Here is a 16,790-nt window from a genome sequence, read left to right as displayed (position 1 = left end):
GTCCCCTATGGACTTTTTTTGCTCATTATACAAGAGGAGTCATAAAAAAACCATCTAATTCCTATGTATTTTGTTGAATATTCAAACGAGCGTGCCATTCACCCGCGAAATCGCACCTGTGCAATGTGCGCGACGCCTAAAGCGTTGTCGCGAGCGAACTCCGCTGGGGCAAACTGGACCCGCACGTTGCGCACCCGCTTCGTCAGGCGCTCCGTTACGCGATGTCGAATCGTCGCATTCGATGCGACGCCACCTGCCACGAGAACTTCCCGGACCGAGGTGTCGTGTTGACGAATGGTGTACTCCACCGCTTTGGCCACACTTTGCGCAATACAGCGCTGCACAGCATTCGCCACGAGCGCAGGTGAAGTCCCTCTGTCAAGCGCGCGAATGGCGGCGGACAGCGGGCCGGAAAAGCTCATCCTGGCACCGTGAACCGATGCAGGAAGCGCAAATGGCGGTTGTTCGTCGACGAACTGGCTCTCCTCGCTTGACGCAAGGCGTTCAAGCGCCTTTCCGGCAGGGAATGGGAGACCGAGGTGGACGCCGACGCGATCGACAAATTGTCCCGCGTGCAAATCCAGTCCCTCGCCCACCAGGTCTATTTTGTAACCAAACGCCGTACGCTGTGCAATCATCACATCGGACGTCCCGCCGGAGATGTGGACCGCAACGAATCGACGCCCATCCACCGGCACAAAATGCTCGGCGGCGGCGAGATGACCTTCCTGGTGCGAGGTGTGCACCAGAGGGATGCCAACTGCCTGCGCAAAAGAAGTGGCGAAACTGGCACCAGCTTGGAACACCGGCATGTAAGAAGAGGCGTATGGCCGCGGTCGCACAGACACACCTGCCGCCACCCACTCGGGATGGATTCCGGCGACGTGCAGCTGCTGCATGAGCTCCCCCATCACCATCGGCAATTGCCGAACGTGAAAAAAGAGCGCATCGGATTGCCGAAGCCCTCTTTGACCATCTGTGACCGGAAGCAACATTCTCGCATTGGCGAGAAGCGTACCGTCAGCGGCCGAAACCGCGCAGACTGACGTCGTGTAGTTACTCGTATCGATACCTAAAACACACTTCATGATTCTGTCGACTTTCCACCCGTCTCTGATTCGCGCGCTTGTACGCTTCGCACCGTAGGAAGCACTTTCGCCAACACCCCGTTGACAAATTTTCCCGACGTCTCGGTTGCAAATCCCTTTGCCAGCCGGACGGCTTCGTCGAGGATGGTGGCCGATGGAATCGAGTGGTCGAACATCAACTCGTACATAGCTAGCCGCAGTACGTTTAATTCGACGCGTCCCACGCGCTCCGTCGACCAGCGTTCCATCACTTGCGACAGGCGTTCGTCGATATCTACCAACTGGGCGCGTGTCCCTTCAACCAAGGTACGAATATAAGCTAAATCGGCGTCGGTCACCGATTTGTCCTCGAGCGCAAAGGATATGGCGTCGAGCGCCGGGCTTCCGCTCAGATCAATTTGGTACAGGGCCTGCACGGCACACTGTCTTGCTTCATGTCGAGTCAAAGTAGTCACTCCGTAAATCGTTCTGACAACAGTTTATCCAAAAGCGCACGCCAAGACTGATTCTCTTCTAAAATTCGGCCCACGACATACCCGATTCCGGCGAGCACGAGCAGAAGCAGCGTCCGCCAAAAGCCAAAAATCATCCACAACAACCAAAATAGACACGCAAACACCACGCCGTGATAGCGGCGCGGCAACCCGACAAACCACCCCAATGCGCGCCGGATGAAACTCATGCGCCGCTCCACGCTTTCCCTTGCTTCTGCGCGGGCGACAACTCAGTGACATGTACGAGCACATGCTCCACGTTCACACTCGTGTGCTGCTCCACATATTCCTTGACCACCGTTTGCACTTCGCGGCTGGTGGCGGCGATATCGATATCCGGCAAAACCTGCATACGAACCAAAATGACGACACCCTCTTGCCCAGTCCGAATGCGCGTGTCGAATTCTTGAGCACCGCGCACTTGACTGCCGCGGCGGTTCGCCAGCTGACGAATGGTTTCATACGAGATGCGAATTTGTCCATGGTCGCCGGTCAGCGTGATGGCATCTGTGGTTTGCGGCCGCCCAGTGCGATAAAACAGAAAACGGAGGGCGAGGACAATAATGATGATACCAGCCACGATGGCGACCACATTGACCGGGCTCGTTTCTACGTACGCTTGTACATCTGCGCCCAACACATTCGCGCCGACCAGTGCCAGTGCTACACCTAAGCACAGACTCGCAATTGAGAGTAAAAACAGCAAAATCCGATCTAATATGCTCACAAAATCCCTCCGCTGCAACTCACTTGTAAACACCCAGGGCAAAACGCCAGCTTGTACCGTGTACACGTAGGCGTTTTGCCCCAGTGAAAAGCGCATGTAGAGCACTCGGCAGGCCGATTCAGAGCTGCCTATAGCTGTGGACTGCGTTCCACGCGCTCGAACGAATCCGCATCCACGGCTCGTTCCTTGTCCGACTGAAAGACGATGCCGACAATTTGGACGTTGACACTCGCTACTTTCAGGCCGGTCATACTTTCAACAGAACTTTTGACACGCTCCTGAATCTGGTAACTCGTATCCGGGATATTTACGCCAAACTGGAGAACGACTGAGATGTCGATGACGCAACTCCTGTCGTTCTCAGTAAACTCGACTCGGACACCCTTGCCGAGGTTTTTTCGGCCCGTCAAGGATTCGGTCAGTCCCCCTGCAAACGAACCACTCATGCCAGCAACGCCGTCGACCTCACTCGTAGCAAGGCCCGCAATGATTTGTACCACTTCGTCAGCAATGTGGACCGTGCCGTGTTCAGTAAGCTCGTACTCCATGTCTGCGATGAGAACCACGCTCCTTCACCCATTGTCGTCTTTCATTTTATGACAAGCTTTCTGAAGGAATGAGTGCTTTCCTAACGAAAACCGCATCCATGCGGCGTTTGCAAGACCAGAACCCCTCACAGGATTTGATTCTGCTCCAAGAAGCGCGTAGACACCTCGGCATTTTGGAACTTCTCGTTTTGCAACAAGGCCACGTGGAATGGAATGGTCGTCTTGACGCCCTCAATCTCAAACTCGTCCAAGGCTCGCAGCATACGTGCGACGGCCTGTTGCCGATCCGGTGCCCAGACGATCAACTTGGCGATCATCGAATCGTAGAACGGCGGGATGGTGTAACCAGGATAACACGCCGAATCCACGCGAACCCCATTTCCACTAGGTGGAAGATAAGAACGAATGGTGCCTGGCGAAGGCATGAACTGCCGCGTCGGGTCCTCCGCGTTGATCCGGCACTCGATGGCGTGACCGCGCAGCACGATGTCATCTTGTGTGACCGACAACGGTTCACCCGCCGCAGCGAGAATCATCTCTCGAACCAAGTCGACACCCGTTACCCATTCTGTGACTGGGTGTTCTACCTGGATACGCGTATTCATCTCCATGAAGTAAAAGTTTCCGTCGTCACTATAAATAAATTCAATGGTCCCGGCGCCGACGTAATCCACCGCACGAGCCGCAGCCACCGCTGCGTCACCCATGCGTTGGCGCGTCACCTCGTCAAGAACCGGGCACGGAGCCTCTTCAACGAGTTTTTGAAGGCGGCGTTGTACGGAGCAATCCCGCTCGCCGAGGTGAATCACGTTGCCGTGTCTGTCGGCGAGGATTTGAATTTCGACGTGGCGCATGGTCTCGATGTACTTCTCAATATAGACGCCAGCATTACCAAAGGCGGATTCCGCTTCGCGCTGTGCTGTGACGACCGCTTGACGCAACATCGACTCGTCGTGAACGACGCGAATGCCTTTGCCACCACCCCCGGCGGTGGCCTTGATGATCACCGGATAACCGATGGCCTCCGCGACGCTGACCGCCTGCTCAACGCTCTCGATCAGCCCGTCACTGCCAGGTACCGTCGGCACGCCCGCAGCCTTCATCGTCTCCTTGGCGACAGCTTTGTCGCCCATCATGTCGATGGCCCGTGGGCTGGGTCCGATAAAGGTGATGCCGCAGGCTTCACAAGCTTCCGCAAAATCGCTGTTCTCCGCGAGGAAGCCATATCCTGGATGCACCCCGTCCACGTCGCGAAGGGTAGCGACGGACATGATGCTCGGGATGTGCAGATAGCTTTGTTTAGATGCGGCAGGGCCAATGCAATACGCTTCATCTGCCAATCGAACGTGGAGGGCATCGCCGTCTGCCGCCGAATACACCGCCACCGTTTCAATTCCGAGCTCGCGACATGCGCGAATAATTCGAACGGCGATTTCGCCGCGGTTGGCAATCAGGACTCGTTTAAACATGATGCAAATCGGCTCCTTATGACAACCGGATTTTGAACAGCGGTTGGCCGTACTCGACGAGTTGGCCGTTTTCAGCCAACACTTCGACGACCTCGCCGTTCACTTCAGCTTCGATTTCGTTCATCAGTTTCATCGCTTCCACGATGCAAACGACGGTCTTGCTGTTGACCTTTTGACCGACTTCCGCAAATGGCCCCGCTTCCGGAGATGGCGAACGATAAAATGTGCCCACCATCGGTGAGGCGATCACATGCACGCCTTCGTCGGATGCCGCAGCTGCGGGTGCGGTCGCGGGCGCTTGCGCAGCAACTGCAACTGGAGCCACTGGCGCAGCCTGTACCACGGCATTTGCCGCCGACACCTGCGGCGTATGTACGGGAGCTGCACTGACCTCGACGATTCGTTCTGGATCAGGTTTTTTCAAGTGCAGCTTCATGTCTTCGGATTCTAAATGAATTTCGGACAAGCTCGTTTCATCTAGTAATCGAATCAGTTCGCGAATTTCACCAATCTTAAACACTCAAATGGTCACTCCTTGACGACACACCTAGCAGACATCTTGTCCTAGTATACCATAAGCGAGTTGTTCGCTAAACAACACCGCACAGAAAAACCCCACTGCCGTAGCAGCGGGGCGTCTAGGGATGTCTTGTTTACGCGTGCGCCTTGACCGTCACGTTCAGCATGGAGACGTCGAGTTGCTGGCTCACGATGTTCATCACCTTGATGGCATCGTCCTTTTGCAAATTGCTGGCCTGGACGTAGACCGAGAACGTTTGCAACTTCGCATCCGGCACGATCACGGCATTCTTAAACCCGTCGGCCTTGATCATCTGCGTAGCGTTGCCAATCCCACCAGCCAGGTCTTGGAGTTCTGCGAGTTGGGACTCAGCGGACGCAATCTGGTCAGAAGACGCGTTATTGTTCGCCAGGACAGCCTTCTGCCGATCGATTTGCTCTGACAGTTGTTGCGATACGCTCGTCTGCTGGTTTGTATACCAATCGGTTGTCGCTGTCGCGCCCGACGACGAGGTGGATGATGTGCTGTTCGTTGCACTTGCGCCCGCGGATGTGGACGGCTGCGTGACAGCCGTCGTCACGGAGTCGCTATTTGGTTGGGTTGTGGTCGCAGTGCCGCTCTGATTGTTCATCGTGTAGTAGCCGATGAGCATGAGCGAGAGCACCATCATCGTCGAAAGCCATACTGTCTGCCGTTTTACCATTTTTCGTATCCTCCTAGTCTAGCATCTATTCCTTTTGAGGCTCTACACTAATTTTATATGCAGGCACGTCCAACACATTCGTAATTGATTCAATGATTTCTGATTTTGCTGTCGCAAAATCATCTGCGTTGACCGTGACGAGTACGCCCATCACAGTTGGTTGAATGTTCGACAGAACGAATGGACCGTTTCCTCCCCCACCGTTGTCAGACGTGTAAATCTGGTCGTTCTCGGTCGTCGTCGTCGAGGCCGAGGCCCCACTGCCCGTCACCGTCCTGCTCGACGAGTTGTTTTGGGCAACGCTGAGCGTCCCCGACGAGTCTACCGTGACCATCACCGTCACTGCGTGCACGCCCTGAATTTTTACTAGGATAGATTCTAGTTGACTATCGTAGCTCTGCTCGATGTCGGCCACGGAGTCCTGGGACGCGCCAGAACTAGAAGTACCGGTCGACGGACTGCCTTGCCCTGTACTGTTCCCGGTGAGACCGAGTGTCGAAGTGGCCAAGGTCGGAGTGGCGTGTTTCGACGGCAAGTACGATCCCACGAGCAACAGCAACATCCCAACTGCCGCGATAAACAGGAGCCATTTGTTCTTCAACAGCGTTTTTAAATCCATTCAGTCACCTCCGTTCTGTCGAACCACCACTTGATCTGACGGGACCTGCAGCGTGCGCACGACAAACTGCTGAATCTGTGAACAAACGTCCGCATCCGCCGTGTCGACATCGACCGTCGCCTGTAGCTCAGGCGGCGTATCTCCGTGCGTAACGCTCAGTTGCGTGACATGTGCGCGCAATGCCTGCGGCAGGGACTCGAGGACTGCGTCGGCGACCATGACGTTCGTTTCCGACTGTTGCTCGGTCACGAGCTCGTGTTGATATCCCGCCAAACTGATGTCCGACCCGGTACCATTGCCGACGGACGTATCCTTCATCAGCTCGGTCGACGCCGCGTTTGCCATTTTATCCGCCCAGTCCTGCCGAAAGAACGGCGTCAAGGGTTGAATCATCGCGGCGATGATGGCGACGCCGAGCACCGCCCGGACGTATTTCTGCATCGACTTGGTCGGCAGCAGCATATCGGCAATGATGCTGACCATCACAATCATAATCAACTGCTTAATCCATTCACCGAGCATGGTCATGCTGTAATCACCGCCAGATTTGCCGTGGCCAAAAGAATGCAGATGGCAAAGAAAAACATGAGCCCAACTGTGGCGACGCACGCAAACACCAGAACCAGCGTCTTGCCGAGCGTAGATAGACAGGCGACCATGGGCGTGTCTCCCAGCGGCTGCATCAGTGCCGCACTCCCCCCGTATATCAGCGAGACGGCAAGGATTTTCAGCGCCGGGAAAATCGCGATGAGCGCGAGCAGTACGAGCCCTGCCACCCCTACGGCGTTTTTCACGAGGAGGGACGCGCTGAGCACCGTTTCCGCTGAATCGGAGATGGCCTTCCCGATGACCGGGATAAACGTACTGACACCAAACTTCAAAGTGCGCAACACGACGCCGTCGACCACGCCCTTGCCAAGCCCTTGAACCGTCGTCACGCCGATGAACACCGACAAGGCAAACCCGAGAATGCCGATACCCACAGCGCGGAATAGAGAAGCTAGACGCGTCAGTTGGTAGCGGACGGACAGCGTACTGGTCAAATCCAGTACGGCTGAAAAGAAGATCAGCGGAAAGACGACGATAAATATGATGTTGGTGATAAAGTGGACGGCGAACAGCAAGAGCGGTTGAAAGAACGCGGCCGACGCGACCGCACCGGACGCAGCCAGCAAGGTGATGGTGAGCGGAATCGTCGCAATCATAAAGTCGTTCATCGTTTGGATGGCGTGACGCGCCGCCCCCATCGTCTCCATGAACGAGTGTACCGCCAGCATCATCAGTACAAAGAACACCACCATGTAGGCCACTTGACTGACCGTCTGCCGCTCAAAAGCTCCCTGCATCGACTCCAGGAGGGCGGCGATGACGGAAAGAATCAAAATGCCTCCAAGCAGTTGCGCGTCGTCGAACAATTCGGTAAAGAAGTAGCGCAACAGGCCGTGCGTGACGCCTGTGAAACTGGGGCCACCGCTCCCGAGGATGGCCCGTACGATACTGCCGCCTGACAAGTCCGGCAGGTACCCGCCATACTTCGCCTGAAGGTCGTTCCAATACTGGTCGATGCGCTCGATTGGCAGCCGGTCAACCTGTTGCTCGGCAGCCTTTTGAATCGCTTTGCGCGCCGCCGTCTCACTTTGTTCGTTGAATCCAGGTTGCACGGACGACGTCTCGTCAGGGGACGACGGCGAAGCGCCGGTTTGTCCTGGCAAACCAGTGGTTGTCGCGGTGCCCGTCTCGTTCGCCTGTGTGCCGCCGTCCAGCGCGCCGGTTTGCAGCGAAATCGAGTTGTTGGCGAGTGGTAAAGCGCCATTCGCACCCGCGAGCGCGCACGTGACATGCGCGCTCGCGAAGATGACGAGGGCGCTCACACATGCCACGATGATTCGAGCCAGCCGTAGTCTCACGTCGCGATCCCCCCTTCATCAAGGCAGTAGGTGCACGAGGGACTCGACGACGTCCGTGATGATGGGCATCGCGAGAATGATGATGCCCACTTTGCCGGCCAGTTCAATTTTGCCGGCGAGTGACCCCTCTCCCGCGTCGCGCGCAACCTGGGCGGCGAACTCGACGATGTAGGCGATGCCGATAATGCGAAGCACCGTGGTCAAAAAACCGTGATCAAGTTTGGCTGCGTCTGCAAGGCCCGTCAGACTTTGTACTACGCCATCCATGTTCTGAACCACCAAGGTCAAGAGCACGATACCTGCCAGGATGGACACGAGCATGGCAAACTGTGGAGCGTGTTCGCGAAGCACAGACACTAGGACGGTCGCGGTCATGCCAATTCCGACGAGTTGAAAAATATGCACATCCTCACCTACTGCAGCAAAAAGACGCTCGTGATTTCCCGATAGAGGTTGTCGACGTAGCCAATGACGATGGCGAACACCGCAATAAACCCAGCGAGTGTCGCCCAATGGGCGAAATCTTCCTTACCGCTTTGTTTCAGCACAGTGTGTAATATGGCGGCGATAAACCCGACCGCGAATATCCGAAACACGTCACGAATCTCTGGAGACATTGTCCGCCCTCCCGGATCGAACGAGGTGTAGTTAATACAGTAAAATCACTAAGATGACCCCTGTCAGCACGCCGAGATACTGCCACAGGCGCGCGTTCTTCAGCCCTTGTTCACGCGCTTGCCGCTCGGCCTGGTGCAGAGCGTCAATCGACAGTTGAAATTGCGTCGTCAAGTGCGCTCGGTCCATGGTGGACAATGTCTCCGCGACCATCTGAATGGGCTCGCAATCCGCAGCTGTCAGGGAGCTTTGTGCGACGAGGTCTTCAATGCCTGTACGAAATGCCGCTTGGACGGAAGCCCCTCGTTTTAGCAGCGTCTCACTGACGCTCGTGAACATCGACGAACACGGAGGACTCGCGCGCTCAGCCACGTTGGCGAGGGCGGTCGGCAACTTCGTGGATTGGTACTCCACTTCCGCCTGCAGATGCGTGAGCGCGCGGATGAGACCGCGAAGCTGGCGCGGCCGATCCCGATAGGCCCGCGCCATCTGAAACCCGAGTAGGCTAGTTGCCAAAACGAGCAGCATCGCGCCAATCAACTTCAGCACGACCCTTCGCCTCCGGTGCGGATGGGTCGCCCTGCTTGATCTAACACCGCTTCAACCGTTCCAGGTCCATGTCTTCGGCTGAGCAAAATGTATCGATCAAACGCCTTCGATTGAAACAGCGAATCCATATTCGGTCGCATCCGCCAATCTTCCATCCGCAAGGCGTGTGCCGTCGTGATGACCGCGACGCCCGCGTGCGTCGCCTCCAAGATGGCAAGCGCATCTTCACTCCGGCCAATTTCGTCGGTCACCACGATGTCGGGAGACAGGCTGCGAATGGCCATCAGCATGCCCTGCGCCTTCGGGCAGCCGTCGAGAACATCTGTACGCGGCCCGACGGAAAACTGCGGGAGCCCCTCAATGCAACCAGCGATTTCCGAACGCTCGTCGACGATGGCCACCTTCGCCGGAACCTTTCTTCGAACGAGCAGGTTTTCACTCCACTGACGGGCGATGTCGCGAATGAGCGTCGTCTTCCCACACTGTGGCGGCGAGATGACGAGGACGTTGTACGGATGTCCATCCTGCTTGCGATAGAGATGATGTCGAAGGCGGTTCGCCACACCAGGAATCGCGTGCGCGACGCGGATGTTTAAGGAGGAAATCGAGCGGATCGACTTCACTTGCCCTTGTCCATCTGTCACCACATGCCCCGCGACGCCAACGCGGTGCCCGCCCGGAATAGTCATAAAACCGCGCCGTAAATCCTCTTCTACTGCGTACATCGAAAACTGTGTGACTTGCCCTACCACGTGTTTGATGTGTCCACTCGTCACGACGAGTCCTTCCGAAGCGACCGAGGTAGTCCCCGACTCACAGTGCAAGAACGAGCTCCCAGTTTGTCCGCAAAGCTCCAGCGGTTGTCCGACACGAAGGCGAATCTCTTCGAGCGCCGCCAATCCATCCGGATGCAAACGGTGCAGTCGCTCTTCCAATTCGGGTGGCAAAATGGAGACCGCTTTGCGCCATGGAGTGAACGGATCAACGCCTAATTCCGCATTGGACACTGGCACAGTCTTTGTCCACCTCCTCCACCTAGTCCATGTATATGGACAACGCCTTCCGCATATGCGGGCGTGGCGGTCAATTGGTGTTTCGTGTGGAACCATTTCACGAGCGGACGCATTGACTGATACGAAGAAGCTTTATGGGGAGGGTCGACAAGTGGATGTTTCCGTCATGATCCGTTGGATTGTCGTGTTCCTCGTAATTTTTGTACTGTTGATGGCACTCGTCTTCAGCTTTATGCGAAAAAAGTCATAGACGAAACACCGGTACCCGACGTGCGAGGTGAATCAGGATCTGGAAGCGAACAGAATACAACCGACCCCGATGAGCAACATCACAATGCGCCAGATCTTCACCTCGTCCGCGATGCCGATGACACCAAACGCAGTCACGCCGATGAGCACAATGGGTCCAACGAGCGCCAACAGCCCGTTGACCTGAAGTGCCCGCTCTGCCGTCCCGAAATAGAGCATGAGCAATCCGCCTGTCAATTCAATCATCCCGGAGATAAAGCGAAGTGACGCCATTCCGTAGACGACTTTGTCCACAACTTGCCACATTGGACACGCCTCCTCGGTACTTGATATGCGATGGAAGCGCCAAGAAGAACCTCTGCGATGGGCGCGTGGCCAATCGTTTCACGCCTGACTCGCCGTAGCTGCCGCGCGTTTCCTAAGACCGAGCGCTATCCGCTACACCAGTGTCCCGAGCACGCAAAAAAAGGGCACCTGTCTGAACGCCACTCGGCGAGACAGGTGCCCTTTTTACATCCGCTGGATGAATAAATGTTATGCGCGGGACACGTAATTGCCCGAACGCGTATCGATGATCAAGCGATCCCCTGTATTGACGAAGAATGGGACCTGAAGCGTGTAGCCCGTCTCCACGGTCGCCGGTTTGCTGCCGCCGGTCGCCGTATCGCCGCGGATACCCGGTTCGGTCTCCGTCACCTCGAGTTCGACCGTGTTTGGCAGGTCGATCCCGATGGCTTCGCCTTGGTACATGACAATGTAACAGTTCATGTTTTCCTTCAAAAAGTTCAACTCGTACTCCAATTGGGCGCGGTTGATATTCGTCTGCTCGAACGTCTCCGTGTCCATGAACGTGTACATTTCGCCATCGTTGTACAAGTATTGCATTTCGCGGGTCTCAATGTGCGCGCGGGCGACTTTTTCGCCGGCGCGGAACGTCTGCTCCTTCACGGCGCCAGTCTTCACATTCTTTAGCTTGGTGCGTACGAACGCCGCACCTTTCCCTGGCTTAACGTGCATAAACTCAATCACGCGGAAAATTGAGCCGTCATATACAATCGTCGTACCGGTGCGAAAATCGTTGCTTGAAATCAAGCCTATTCCCTCCACAACTTGGTTTCCATCGAGCGCCTTCGAGTGCGCACGACACAATCGTGTCGCAAGTGAGGCCACTCACCGCAACTTTGCGGCATCATGTTGATATTGACGACAGAGGGCGTCCGCTGCGAAGCGATACCCTTCCGTCCCAAGGCCGACAACCTGTCCCATCACCACGTCTGCGAGCACCAACTGATGGCGAAATGCCTCTCGTTTGTGGACGTTTGAGATGTGCACTTCAATCGTTGGTCGGTCAATATCCTCGAGGCAGTCACGGAGTCCGTAACTATAGTGACCGAACGCGCCGGGATTGATGAGAATACCTGCCGCATCGGGTCCATGCATCTGCAAAAAGTCGATGAGGTCTCCCTCGTGGTTGGATTGCTTATCCAACACGTCAAGTCCGTATCCGTCCGCCACCGATTTCACCAGTGCAATGACGTCAGCCAACGTCCGGCGGCCGTACGTTTCGGGCTTACGAACCCCTAGACGGTTCAGGTTCGGTCCGTGGATCACGACCAGATACGGTTTGTCCATCGGGATTCCTCCTCAAAAATACTGCAAAAGACCGTCAAAACCTGACTTATTGTACCACAGGGCCTATATTCCTTGCTATACTGGCACTGACAAATCGAAGGAGGACGAGCACATGGACATCTGGCTCATCCGCCACGGTGAGACAGACTGGAACGTCAACGGCCGCGTTCAAGGGTGGACCGACATCCCACTCAATGTAGTGGGGCGCGATCAAGCTCGCCGACTGGGCGAATATTTAGAAGGCGTTCCGTTCTCGCACATCTATTCAAGCGACCTGTCTCGCGCATTCGATACAGCAAAAGCTGTGGCGGCGAAGACCGGCACCCCCATCACCACGACCAAACTCCTTCGCGAACAGTACTTTGGCCAAGCCGAAGGACTACACCGTGCAGAAAAGGAACGGCGGTTTCCGAACGGCGCGCCTGGGGCGGAAACGTCCGAGGACGTCGAGCGTCGAATTGGCACATTCCTCACCGACCTCACCAACTCCAACCATGCCGGGCGTCTGATTATCGCCACGCACGGAGGCATCATCAAAGGCGCCCTGCGGTGGGTCGGCATGAAGAACGTCCCCATCACGAACACCAGTATAACCTGCCTCCGGTTTGAGCGCGGCGTCTTCCGAGTGACAGCGGTCAACGCCACGCCCCACCTCGCTTCTCCTACGGGTTCCTCAACCGCAGGTATACCGCAGCACGGGTGACCGTGCTGCGGTAACCTCGTCCAGTCGCCCGACAATCGTCTGGTGCGGTGCAGCCACGACCTTGTCTGGCTGTGTCTGTGCCTCGTGCGCGACCTGTTTCATAATCTCGATAAACCGATCCAGCGTCTCTTTGCTCTCACACTCGGTGGGCTCAATCATCAGGCACTCTTCCACGATGAGCGGGAAATAGATGGTCGGTGGGTGAATGCCAAAGTCGATCAGCCGCTTCGCGATGTCGAGTGTGCGGACGCCGTGCGCCTTCTGCCGACTGCCAGACAAGACGAACTCGTGCTTACACGGTCCGGCAAACGGCGCATCGTAGTCGTCCTTAAGCTGCGAAAGCAGGTAGTTCGCCGCGAGGACGGCGGATTCCGAGACGAGTTTGAGTCCGTCCGGACCAAGCGTGCGGATGTACGTGTACGCCCGCACAAGAATGCCGAAGTTGCCGTAGAACCCCTTTACCTTGCCAATCGACAGCGGCCGGTCTGCACACAGTTCGTAACGGCCGCCGACCTTCTGGAGCACCGGCTTCGGCAGGTACGGTTCGAGGAACGACTTTACGCCTACAGGTCCTGCACCCGGGCCGCCGCCGCCGTGCGGCGTGGAGAATGTCTTGTGCAGGTTCAAGTGCACGACATCAAATCCCATGTCCCCTGGACGCGCATAGCCAAGGATGGCATTCATGTTGGCCCCATCGTAGTAGAGCAGGCCCCCCGCCGCGTGGACAATTTCCGCGATCTCGACGATTTGCGATTCAAACAGCCCAAGCGTACTTGGGTTCGTCAGCATCAGGGCAGCGGTGTCGTCGCCGACCACCTGCCGTAAGGCGTCCAAATCCACGCTGCCATCCGCTTTCGACGGAATGGTGATCGTTTTGAGCCCCGCCATACTGACACTCGCAGGGTTGGTACCGTGGGCTGAGTCTGGCACGATGACCTTGTCACGCGCACTTTGTCCCTGACGAACGTGGTACTCGCGAATCATCATGAGCCCTGTCCACTCGCCTTGAGCGCCAGCGGCCGGCTGTAAACTCACGGCATCCATACCCGTGATGGCCGTCAGGTCCTGCTGCAACTGGTACATCAGTTCCAGTGCTCCTTGAACGGTACTGGTCGGTTGCAACGGGTGGATACGCGCGAACCCGTCGAGGCGAGCCGCCCGTTCATTGCGCTTCGGATTGTATTTCATCGTACACGAACCCAATGGGTAGAATCCTGAGTCCACGCCGTGATTCTTCTGTGAGAGCGCGGTAAAGTGCCGTACCACATCGAGCTCGCTCACCTCTGGCAACTCCGCTTGATGTAAGCGCGTGAGGCCCGCCAAATCAGCCATGTCCGACTCAGGCACATCCAATTCGGGCAACGAATACGCCTTGCGCCCCGGACGACTGATTTCAAAAATGAGCTTCTCTTCTCCTTCGCGTTGAATCGTCACGCAATCACCTCCCGCAATGCCTGAACCAGCTCGTCCATCTCTGACCGCGTGCGCACCTCTGTCACGTTCAACAAAACGGCGTCGCCCAGCTCCGGATGGCTAGCCCTCAGGTCGAGACCGAACAAGAATCCGCGCTCCAGCAGGGCGGACTGAACATCTGCCGCGCGCTTTGGCAGACGAATGACGAATTCGTTGAAGAATGGCGTCGAAAAGACGGCTTCCACCCCTTGTATGTCGGTCAATCGCCGTTCGAGATAGTGGGCCTTGTGATAGTTCTGCGTCGCGAGTTCCCGCATGCCCTCCTTGCCCATGTAGGACAGGAAGACGGTGGCAGCGATGGCACACAGCGATTGGTTCGAGCAGATGTTCGACGTCGCCTTCTCGCGGCGAATGTGCTGTTCGCGGGCCTGCAATGTGAGGACAAAACCGCGATTGCCGTCGTGATCGGTGGTCTGCCCGACAATGCGGCCCGGCAGTTTGCGCATGAGCGGCTGTTTCGCCGCCATGATGCCGAGATACGGTCCGCCGTATGAAATGGCGTTCCCGAGCGACTGCCCTTCCGCTACGACCAAGTCCGCTCCAAGGTGGCCGGGTGCCTCGAGCAGACCGAGGGCGATGGGGTACGTGTTGACGACGAGCAATGCCTTCACTTGGTGCGCCAACTCGGCGATGTGCCGAACATCCTCGATCACGCCAAAGAAATTCGGGTACTGAATCATGACGCCAGCCACGGAATCGTCGAGTTGGCCCGTCAGCACCTCGAGGTCGATGCGGCCATTCCTCTGCGGAATATAGCTAATTTCCACCCCTTGTCCAGCTGCGTACGTCTCGAGCACCGCCGTGTACTCTGGGTGAACGCTATCCGCAACAATCAGGCGGTTGCGCCGAGTGTGTGCACACGCCACAAGCCCCGCCTCGGCAAATGCCGTCGGGCCGTCATACATGCTCGCATTGGCCACGTTCATACCGGTGAGCTCTGCGACCATCGTCTGGTATTCAAAGGTAGCCTGCAGTAGCCCCTGACTCATTTCCGGCTGGTACGGCGTATACGACGTATAGAACTCTGAGCGGCTGATCACGGCGTCGACAACACTCGGTTGATAGTGCTCATAGGCGCCGGCGCCCAGGAAACTGACGACGCGACCCAAGTGCTCGTTTTTGTCGGAAAGTTTCTGCAGGTGGCGCATAACTTCCAATTCCGACATCGCCTTTTGCAGAGCAAGAGGTTCTTTCAAGCGGATCTCTTCCGGAATATCAGCGAACAGCGCATCGGCCGACTCGAGCGACAACGCGTCGAGCATCGCCTTTCGATCCGCCTCTGTATGTGGGATATAGCCAAATTCGTTCAACGTCGATGGCCTCCTATAGACTGGCGTTCAGCCCCGATTTCGTTTGTAAAATGGCGTCTTGACGACGCGAGCTGGATGTCTGCGCCCCCGAATCTCCACGTCGACCATCTGGTCGAGCGCAGCGTAGCGCGCATCCACCAGTACCAGCCCGATAGGCACCTGCAACGTGGGCGACATCGTACCAGACGTCACCACGCCGACTTCTTCATCCCCCACGAACACCTTATAGCCAGTGCGCGGGATAGCCCGATCTTCGGTTTGAATCCCGACGAGCTTTTTCGAGACACCGACTTCCTTCTGGCGCACGAGCGCCGCTCGACCAATAAAATCCCCTTTGTCGAGCTTCACAAACATCCCAAGGCCCGCTTCATACGGCGTGACTTCGCGTGACAACTCGTTGCCATAAAGCGGGAGTTTCGCCTCGAGCCGCAGCGTATCGCGCGCGCCCAGACCACAGGGTACCGCGCCGAGTTGAATCAGCGCTTCATAAATCGCAGCTGCATCATTTGCTCGCACGTAAAGTTCGAATCCGTCTTCACCGGTATAGCCCGTCCGCGATACCAACGCCGGCTGGCCGACGACTTCACCTTTGGCAAACGTGAATGGGCGCAACTCGTCCAGTGCGACATCCGTGTTCTGGGCCAACAGCGCTTGCGCGCGCGGACCTTGCAGAGCGATGAGTGCGACGTCGTCTGAGATGTTGTCCACCTTGACGGCGAATTCCCCAGTATGACTGGTGACCCACGCGTAGTCGACGTCGATGTTGCCCGCGTTCACCACGAGAAGCCAACGCTCTTCTGCCAACCGATACACCAACAAATCGTCGATGATCCCGCCATTGTCATCTGTCAACAGCGTATACAGCGCTTGGCCGTCCGCCAGGCGCTCGACGTCGTTGGTCACTAAATATTGCACAAATTGCTTGGAGTCCGATCCCGTGACGAGAAACTCTCCCATGTGGGATACGTCGAAAACCCCGACGTCCCGCCGAACGGATTGGTGTTCTTGGACAATACTCTGGTACTGGACAGGCATCTCCCATCCGTGAAAGTCGATGACTTTCGCCTGTTTGGCGAGGTGCAAGTCATAGAGTGGGGTGCGCTTAGCAGTCGTCAAGGTAGTATCCCCCTTACATGTCTCTCGCGACATTTTTCGACAAGATGAAAGAAAG

At 56.6% G+C, this 16,790-nt stretch carries 22 protein-coding genes; 1 reads left to right on the top strand and 21 read right to left on the bottom strand.

The genetic code is table 11. From position 1 onward, the window contains the following. Positions 1 to 98: 98 nt before the first annotated feature. The 18 genes from NZD89_RS13455 to NZD89_RS13370 all read right to left on the bottom strand — a co-directional run bounded on the left by NZD89_RS13455 (position 99) and on the right by NZD89_RS13370 (position 12,133). Positions 99 to 1,088 carry a Kae1-like domain-containing protein gene (locus NZD89_RS13455; protein ID WP_268008196.1) on the bottom strand — a complete coding sequence of 330 codons (990 nt, stop codon included), beginning with the start codon at positions 1,086 to 1,088 and terminating at the stop codon, positions 99 to 101. Beyond that, positions 1,085 to 1,534 carry a transcription antitermination factor NusB gene (gene nusB, locus NZD89_RS13450; protein WP_268008195.1) on the bottom strand — a complete coding sequence of 150 codons (450 nt, stop codon included), beginning with the start codon at positions 1,532 to 1,534 and terminating at the stop codon, positions 1,085 to 1,087. The genes NZD89_RS13455 and nusB overlap by 4 nt, the downstream gene beginning before the upstream one ends. Positions 1,535 to 1,539: 5 nt before the next feature. Beyond that, positions 1,540 to 1,770 (bottom strand): DUF2273 domain-containing protein, encoded by a 231-nt coding sequence (locus NZD89_RS13445; protein ID WP_268008194.1) that lies wholly within the window; start codon positions 1,768 to 1,770, stop codon positions 1,540 to 1,542. Continuing rightward, a complete protein-coding gene (gene amaP / locus NZD89_RS13440) occupies positions 1,767 to 2,405 on the bottom strand; it encodes an alkaline shock response membrane anchor protein AmaP (RefSeq protein WP_268008193.1) in 639 nt (212 codons plus the stop codon). The genes NZD89_RS13445 and amaP overlap by 4 nt, the downstream gene beginning before the upstream one ends. Before the next feature lie 32 nt (positions 2,406 to 2,437). After that, positions 2,438 to 2,866, bottom strand: coding sequence for an Asp23/Gls24 family envelope stress response protein (locus NZD89_RS13435; protein ID WP_268008485.1), 429 nt, complete (start codon positions 2,864 to 2,866; stop codon positions 2,438 to 2,440). Between the two features lie 116 nt (positions 2,867 to 2,982). Continuing rightward, complete coding sequence (gene accC / locus NZD89_RS13430; protein ID WP_268008192.1) at positions 2,983 to 4,326, bottom strand: acetyl-CoA carboxylase biotin carboxylase subunit; 1,344 nt, start codon at positions 4,324 to 4,326, stop codon at positions 2,983 to 2,985. 16 nt (positions 4,327 to 4,342) lie between these two features. Then, on the bottom strand, positions 4,343 to 4,846 hold the full coding sequence (accB, locus tag NZD89_RS13425; RefSeq protein WP_268008191.1) for an acetyl-CoA carboxylase biotin carboxyl carrier protein: 504 nt from the start codon (positions 4,844 to 4,846) through the stop codon (positions 4,343 to 4,345). 133 nt (positions 4,847 to 4,979) lie between these two features. Further along, on the bottom strand, positions 4,980 to 5,549 hold the full coding sequence (locus NZD89_RS13420; protein ID WP_268008190.1) for a SpoIIIAH-like family protein: 570 nt from the start codon (positions 5,547 to 5,549) through the stop codon (positions 4,980 to 4,982). Positions 5,550 to 5,574: 25 nt separating this feature from the next. Then, the gene (locus NZD89_RS13415) at positions 5,575 to 6,168 is read right to left on the bottom strand and encodes a SpoIIIAG-related protein (protein WP_268008189.1); all 594 of its coding nucleotides are present in this window, start codon (positions 6,166 to 6,168) and stop codon (positions 5,575 to 5,577) included. Next, positions 6,169 to 6,696 (bottom strand): stage III sporulation protein AF, encoded by a 528-nt coding sequence (locus tag NZD89_RS13410; protein ID WP_268008188.1) that lies wholly within the window; start codon positions 6,694 to 6,696, stop codon positions 6,169 to 6,171. Continuing rightward, positions 6,693 to 8,075, bottom strand: a complete 1,383-nt coding sequence (gene spoIIIAE, locus NZD89_RS13405; protein WP_268008187.1) for a stage III sporulation protein AE — start codon at positions 8,073 to 8,075, stop codon at positions 6,693 to 6,695. Before spoIIIAE ends, NZD89_RS13410 begins: the two co-directional genes overlap by 4 nt. Before the next feature lie 18 nt (positions 8,076 to 8,093). Then, positions 8,094 to 8,480, bottom strand: coding sequence for a stage III sporulation protein AD (spoIIIAD, locus tag NZD89_RS13400; RefSeq protein ID WP_268008186.1), 387 nt, complete (start codon positions 8,478 to 8,480; stop codon positions 8,094 to 8,096). Positions 8,481 to 8,488: 8 nt separating this feature from the next. Further along, positions 8,489 to 8,692, bottom strand: a complete 204-nt coding sequence (spoIIIAC, locus tag NZD89_RS13395) for a stage III sporulation protein AC (protein WP_268008185.1) — start codon at positions 8,690 to 8,692, stop codon at positions 8,489 to 8,491. 31 nt (positions 8,693 to 8,723) lie between these two features. Further along, positions 8,724 to 9,239, bottom strand: a complete 516-nt coding sequence (spoIIIAB, locus tag NZD89_RS13390; protein WP_268008184.1) for a stage III sporulation protein SpoIIIAB — start codon at positions 9,237 to 9,239, stop codon at positions 8,724 to 8,726. After that, positions 9,233 to 10,252 (bottom strand): stage III sporulation protein AA, encoded by a 1,020-nt coding sequence (gene spoIIIAA / locus NZD89_RS13385; RefSeq protein ID WP_268008183.1) that lies wholly within the window; start codon positions 10,250 to 10,252, stop codon positions 9,233 to 9,235. Before spoIIIAA ends, spoIIIAB begins: the two co-directional genes overlap by 7 nt. 282 nt (positions 10,253 to 10,534) lie before the next feature. After that, a complete protein-coding gene (locus tag NZD89_RS13380; protein WP_268008182.1) occupies positions 10,535 to 10,807 on the bottom strand; it encodes a YqhV family protein in 273 nt (90 codons plus the stop codon). Between the two features lie 228 nt (positions 10,808 to 11,035). Continuing rightward, positions 11,036 to 11,593 carry an elongation factor P gene (gene efp / locus NZD89_RS13375; protein WP_268008181.1) on the bottom strand — a complete coding sequence of 186 codons (558 nt, stop codon included), beginning with the start codon at positions 11,591 to 11,593 and terminating at the stop codon, positions 11,036 to 11,038. Positions 11,594 to 11,671: 78 nt separating this feature from the next. Then, the gene (locus NZD89_RS13370; protein WP_268008180.1) at positions 11,672 to 12,133 is read right to left on the bottom strand and encodes a type II 3-dehydroquinate dehydratase; all 462 of its coding nucleotides are present in this window, start codon (positions 12,131 to 12,133) and stop codon (positions 11,672 to 11,674) included. Positions 12,134 to 12,245: 112 nt separating this feature from the next. On the opposite strand from NZD89_RS13370, the gene NZD89_RS13365 reads away from it, so the two are divergent. Next, positions 12,246 to 12,836 carry a histidine phosphatase family protein gene (locus NZD89_RS13365; protein WP_268008179.1) on the top strand — a complete coding sequence of 197 codons (591 nt, stop codon included), beginning with the start codon at positions 12,246 to 12,248 and terminating at the stop codon, positions 12,834 to 12,836. Here the strand turns inward: NZD89_RS13365 and gcvPB are convergent. The 3 genes from gcvPB to gcvT are packed head-to-tail and all read right to left on the bottom strand — an operon-like array spanning position 12,807 to position 16,735. Then, positions 12,807 to 14,270 (bottom strand): aminomethyl-transferring glycine dehydrogenase subunit GcvPB, encoded by a 1,464-nt coding sequence (gene gcvPB / locus NZD89_RS13360; RefSeq protein ID WP_268008178.1) that lies wholly within the window; start codon positions 14,268 to 14,270, stop codon positions 12,807 to 12,809. The genes NZD89_RS13365 and gcvPB overlap by 30 nt on opposite strands. Further along, positions 14,267 to 15,619: an aminomethyl-transferring glycine dehydrogenase subunit GcvPA gene (gene gcvPA, locus NZD89_RS13355; protein ID WP_268008177.1), complete on the bottom strand. Its 1,353-nt coding sequence runs from the start codon at positions 15,617 to 15,619 to the stop codon at positions 14,267 to 14,269. The genes gcvPB and gcvPA overlap by 4 nt, the downstream gene beginning before the upstream one ends. 27 nt (positions 15,620 to 15,646) lie before the next feature. Continuing rightward, on the bottom strand, positions 15,647 to 16,735 hold the full coding sequence (gcvT, locus tag NZD89_RS13350; protein ID WP_268008176.1) for a glycine cleavage system aminomethyltransferase GcvT: 1,089 nt from the start codon (positions 16,733 to 16,735) through the stop codon (positions 15,647 to 15,649). Between the last annotated feature and the right edge of the window lie 55 nt (positions 16,736 to 16,790).

This window comes from Alicyclobacillus fastidiosus (genome assembly GCF_026651875.1).
Classification (GTDB): Bacteria; Bacillota; Bacilli; order Alicyclobacillales; family Alicyclobacillaceae; genus Alicyclobacillus; species Alicyclobacillus fastidiosus.
The sequence above is the reverse complement of the archived record's forward strand: the minus strand, read 5'-3'. Positions and strand labels throughout refer to the sequence as shown.

Coding starts and splice junctions, on each gene's coding strand:
- NZD89_RS13455 (WP_268008196.1), bottom strand. CDS start 1,088: ATGAAGTGTGTTTTAGGTATCGATACGAGTAACTACACGACGTCAGTC.
- NZD89_RS13445 (WP_268008194.1), bottom strand. CDS start 1,770: ATGAGTTTCATCCGGCGCGCATTGGGGTGGTTTGTCGGGTTGCCGCGC.
- amaP (WP_268008193.1), bottom strand. CDS start 2,405: ATGCGCTTTTCACTGGGGCAAAACGCCTACGTGTACACGGTACAAGCT.
- accC (WP_268008192.1), bottom strand. CDS start 4,326: ATGTTTAAACGAGTCCTGATTGCCAACCGCGGCGAAATCGCCGTTCGA.
- NZD89_RS13420 (WP_268008190.1), bottom strand. CDS start 5,549: ATGGTAAAACGGCAGACAGTATGGCTTTCGACGATGATGGTGCTCTCG.
- NZD89_RS13415 (WP_268008189.1), bottom strand. CDS start 6,168: ATGGATTTAAAAACGCTGTTGAAGAACAAATGGCTCCTGTTTATCGCG.
- NZD89_RS13410 (WP_268008188.1), bottom strand. CDS start 6,696: ATGACCATGCTCGGTGAATGGATTAAGCAGTTGATTATGATTGTGATG.
- spoIIIAC (WP_268008185.1), bottom strand. CDS start 8,692: ATGTCTCCAGAGATTCGTGACGTGTTTCGGATATTCGCGGTCGGGTTT.
- NZD89_RS13380 (WP_268008182.1), bottom strand. CDS start 10,807: ATGTGGCAAGTTGTGGACAAAGTCGTCTACGGAATGGCGTCACTTCGC.
- NZD89_RS13370 (WP_268008180.1), bottom strand. CDS start 12,133: ATGGACAAACCGTATCTGGTCGTGATCCACGGACCGAACCTGAACCGT.
- NZD89_RS13365 (WP_268008179.1), top strand. CDS start 12,246: ATGGACATCTGGCTCATCCGCCACGGTGAGACAGACTGGAACGTCAAC.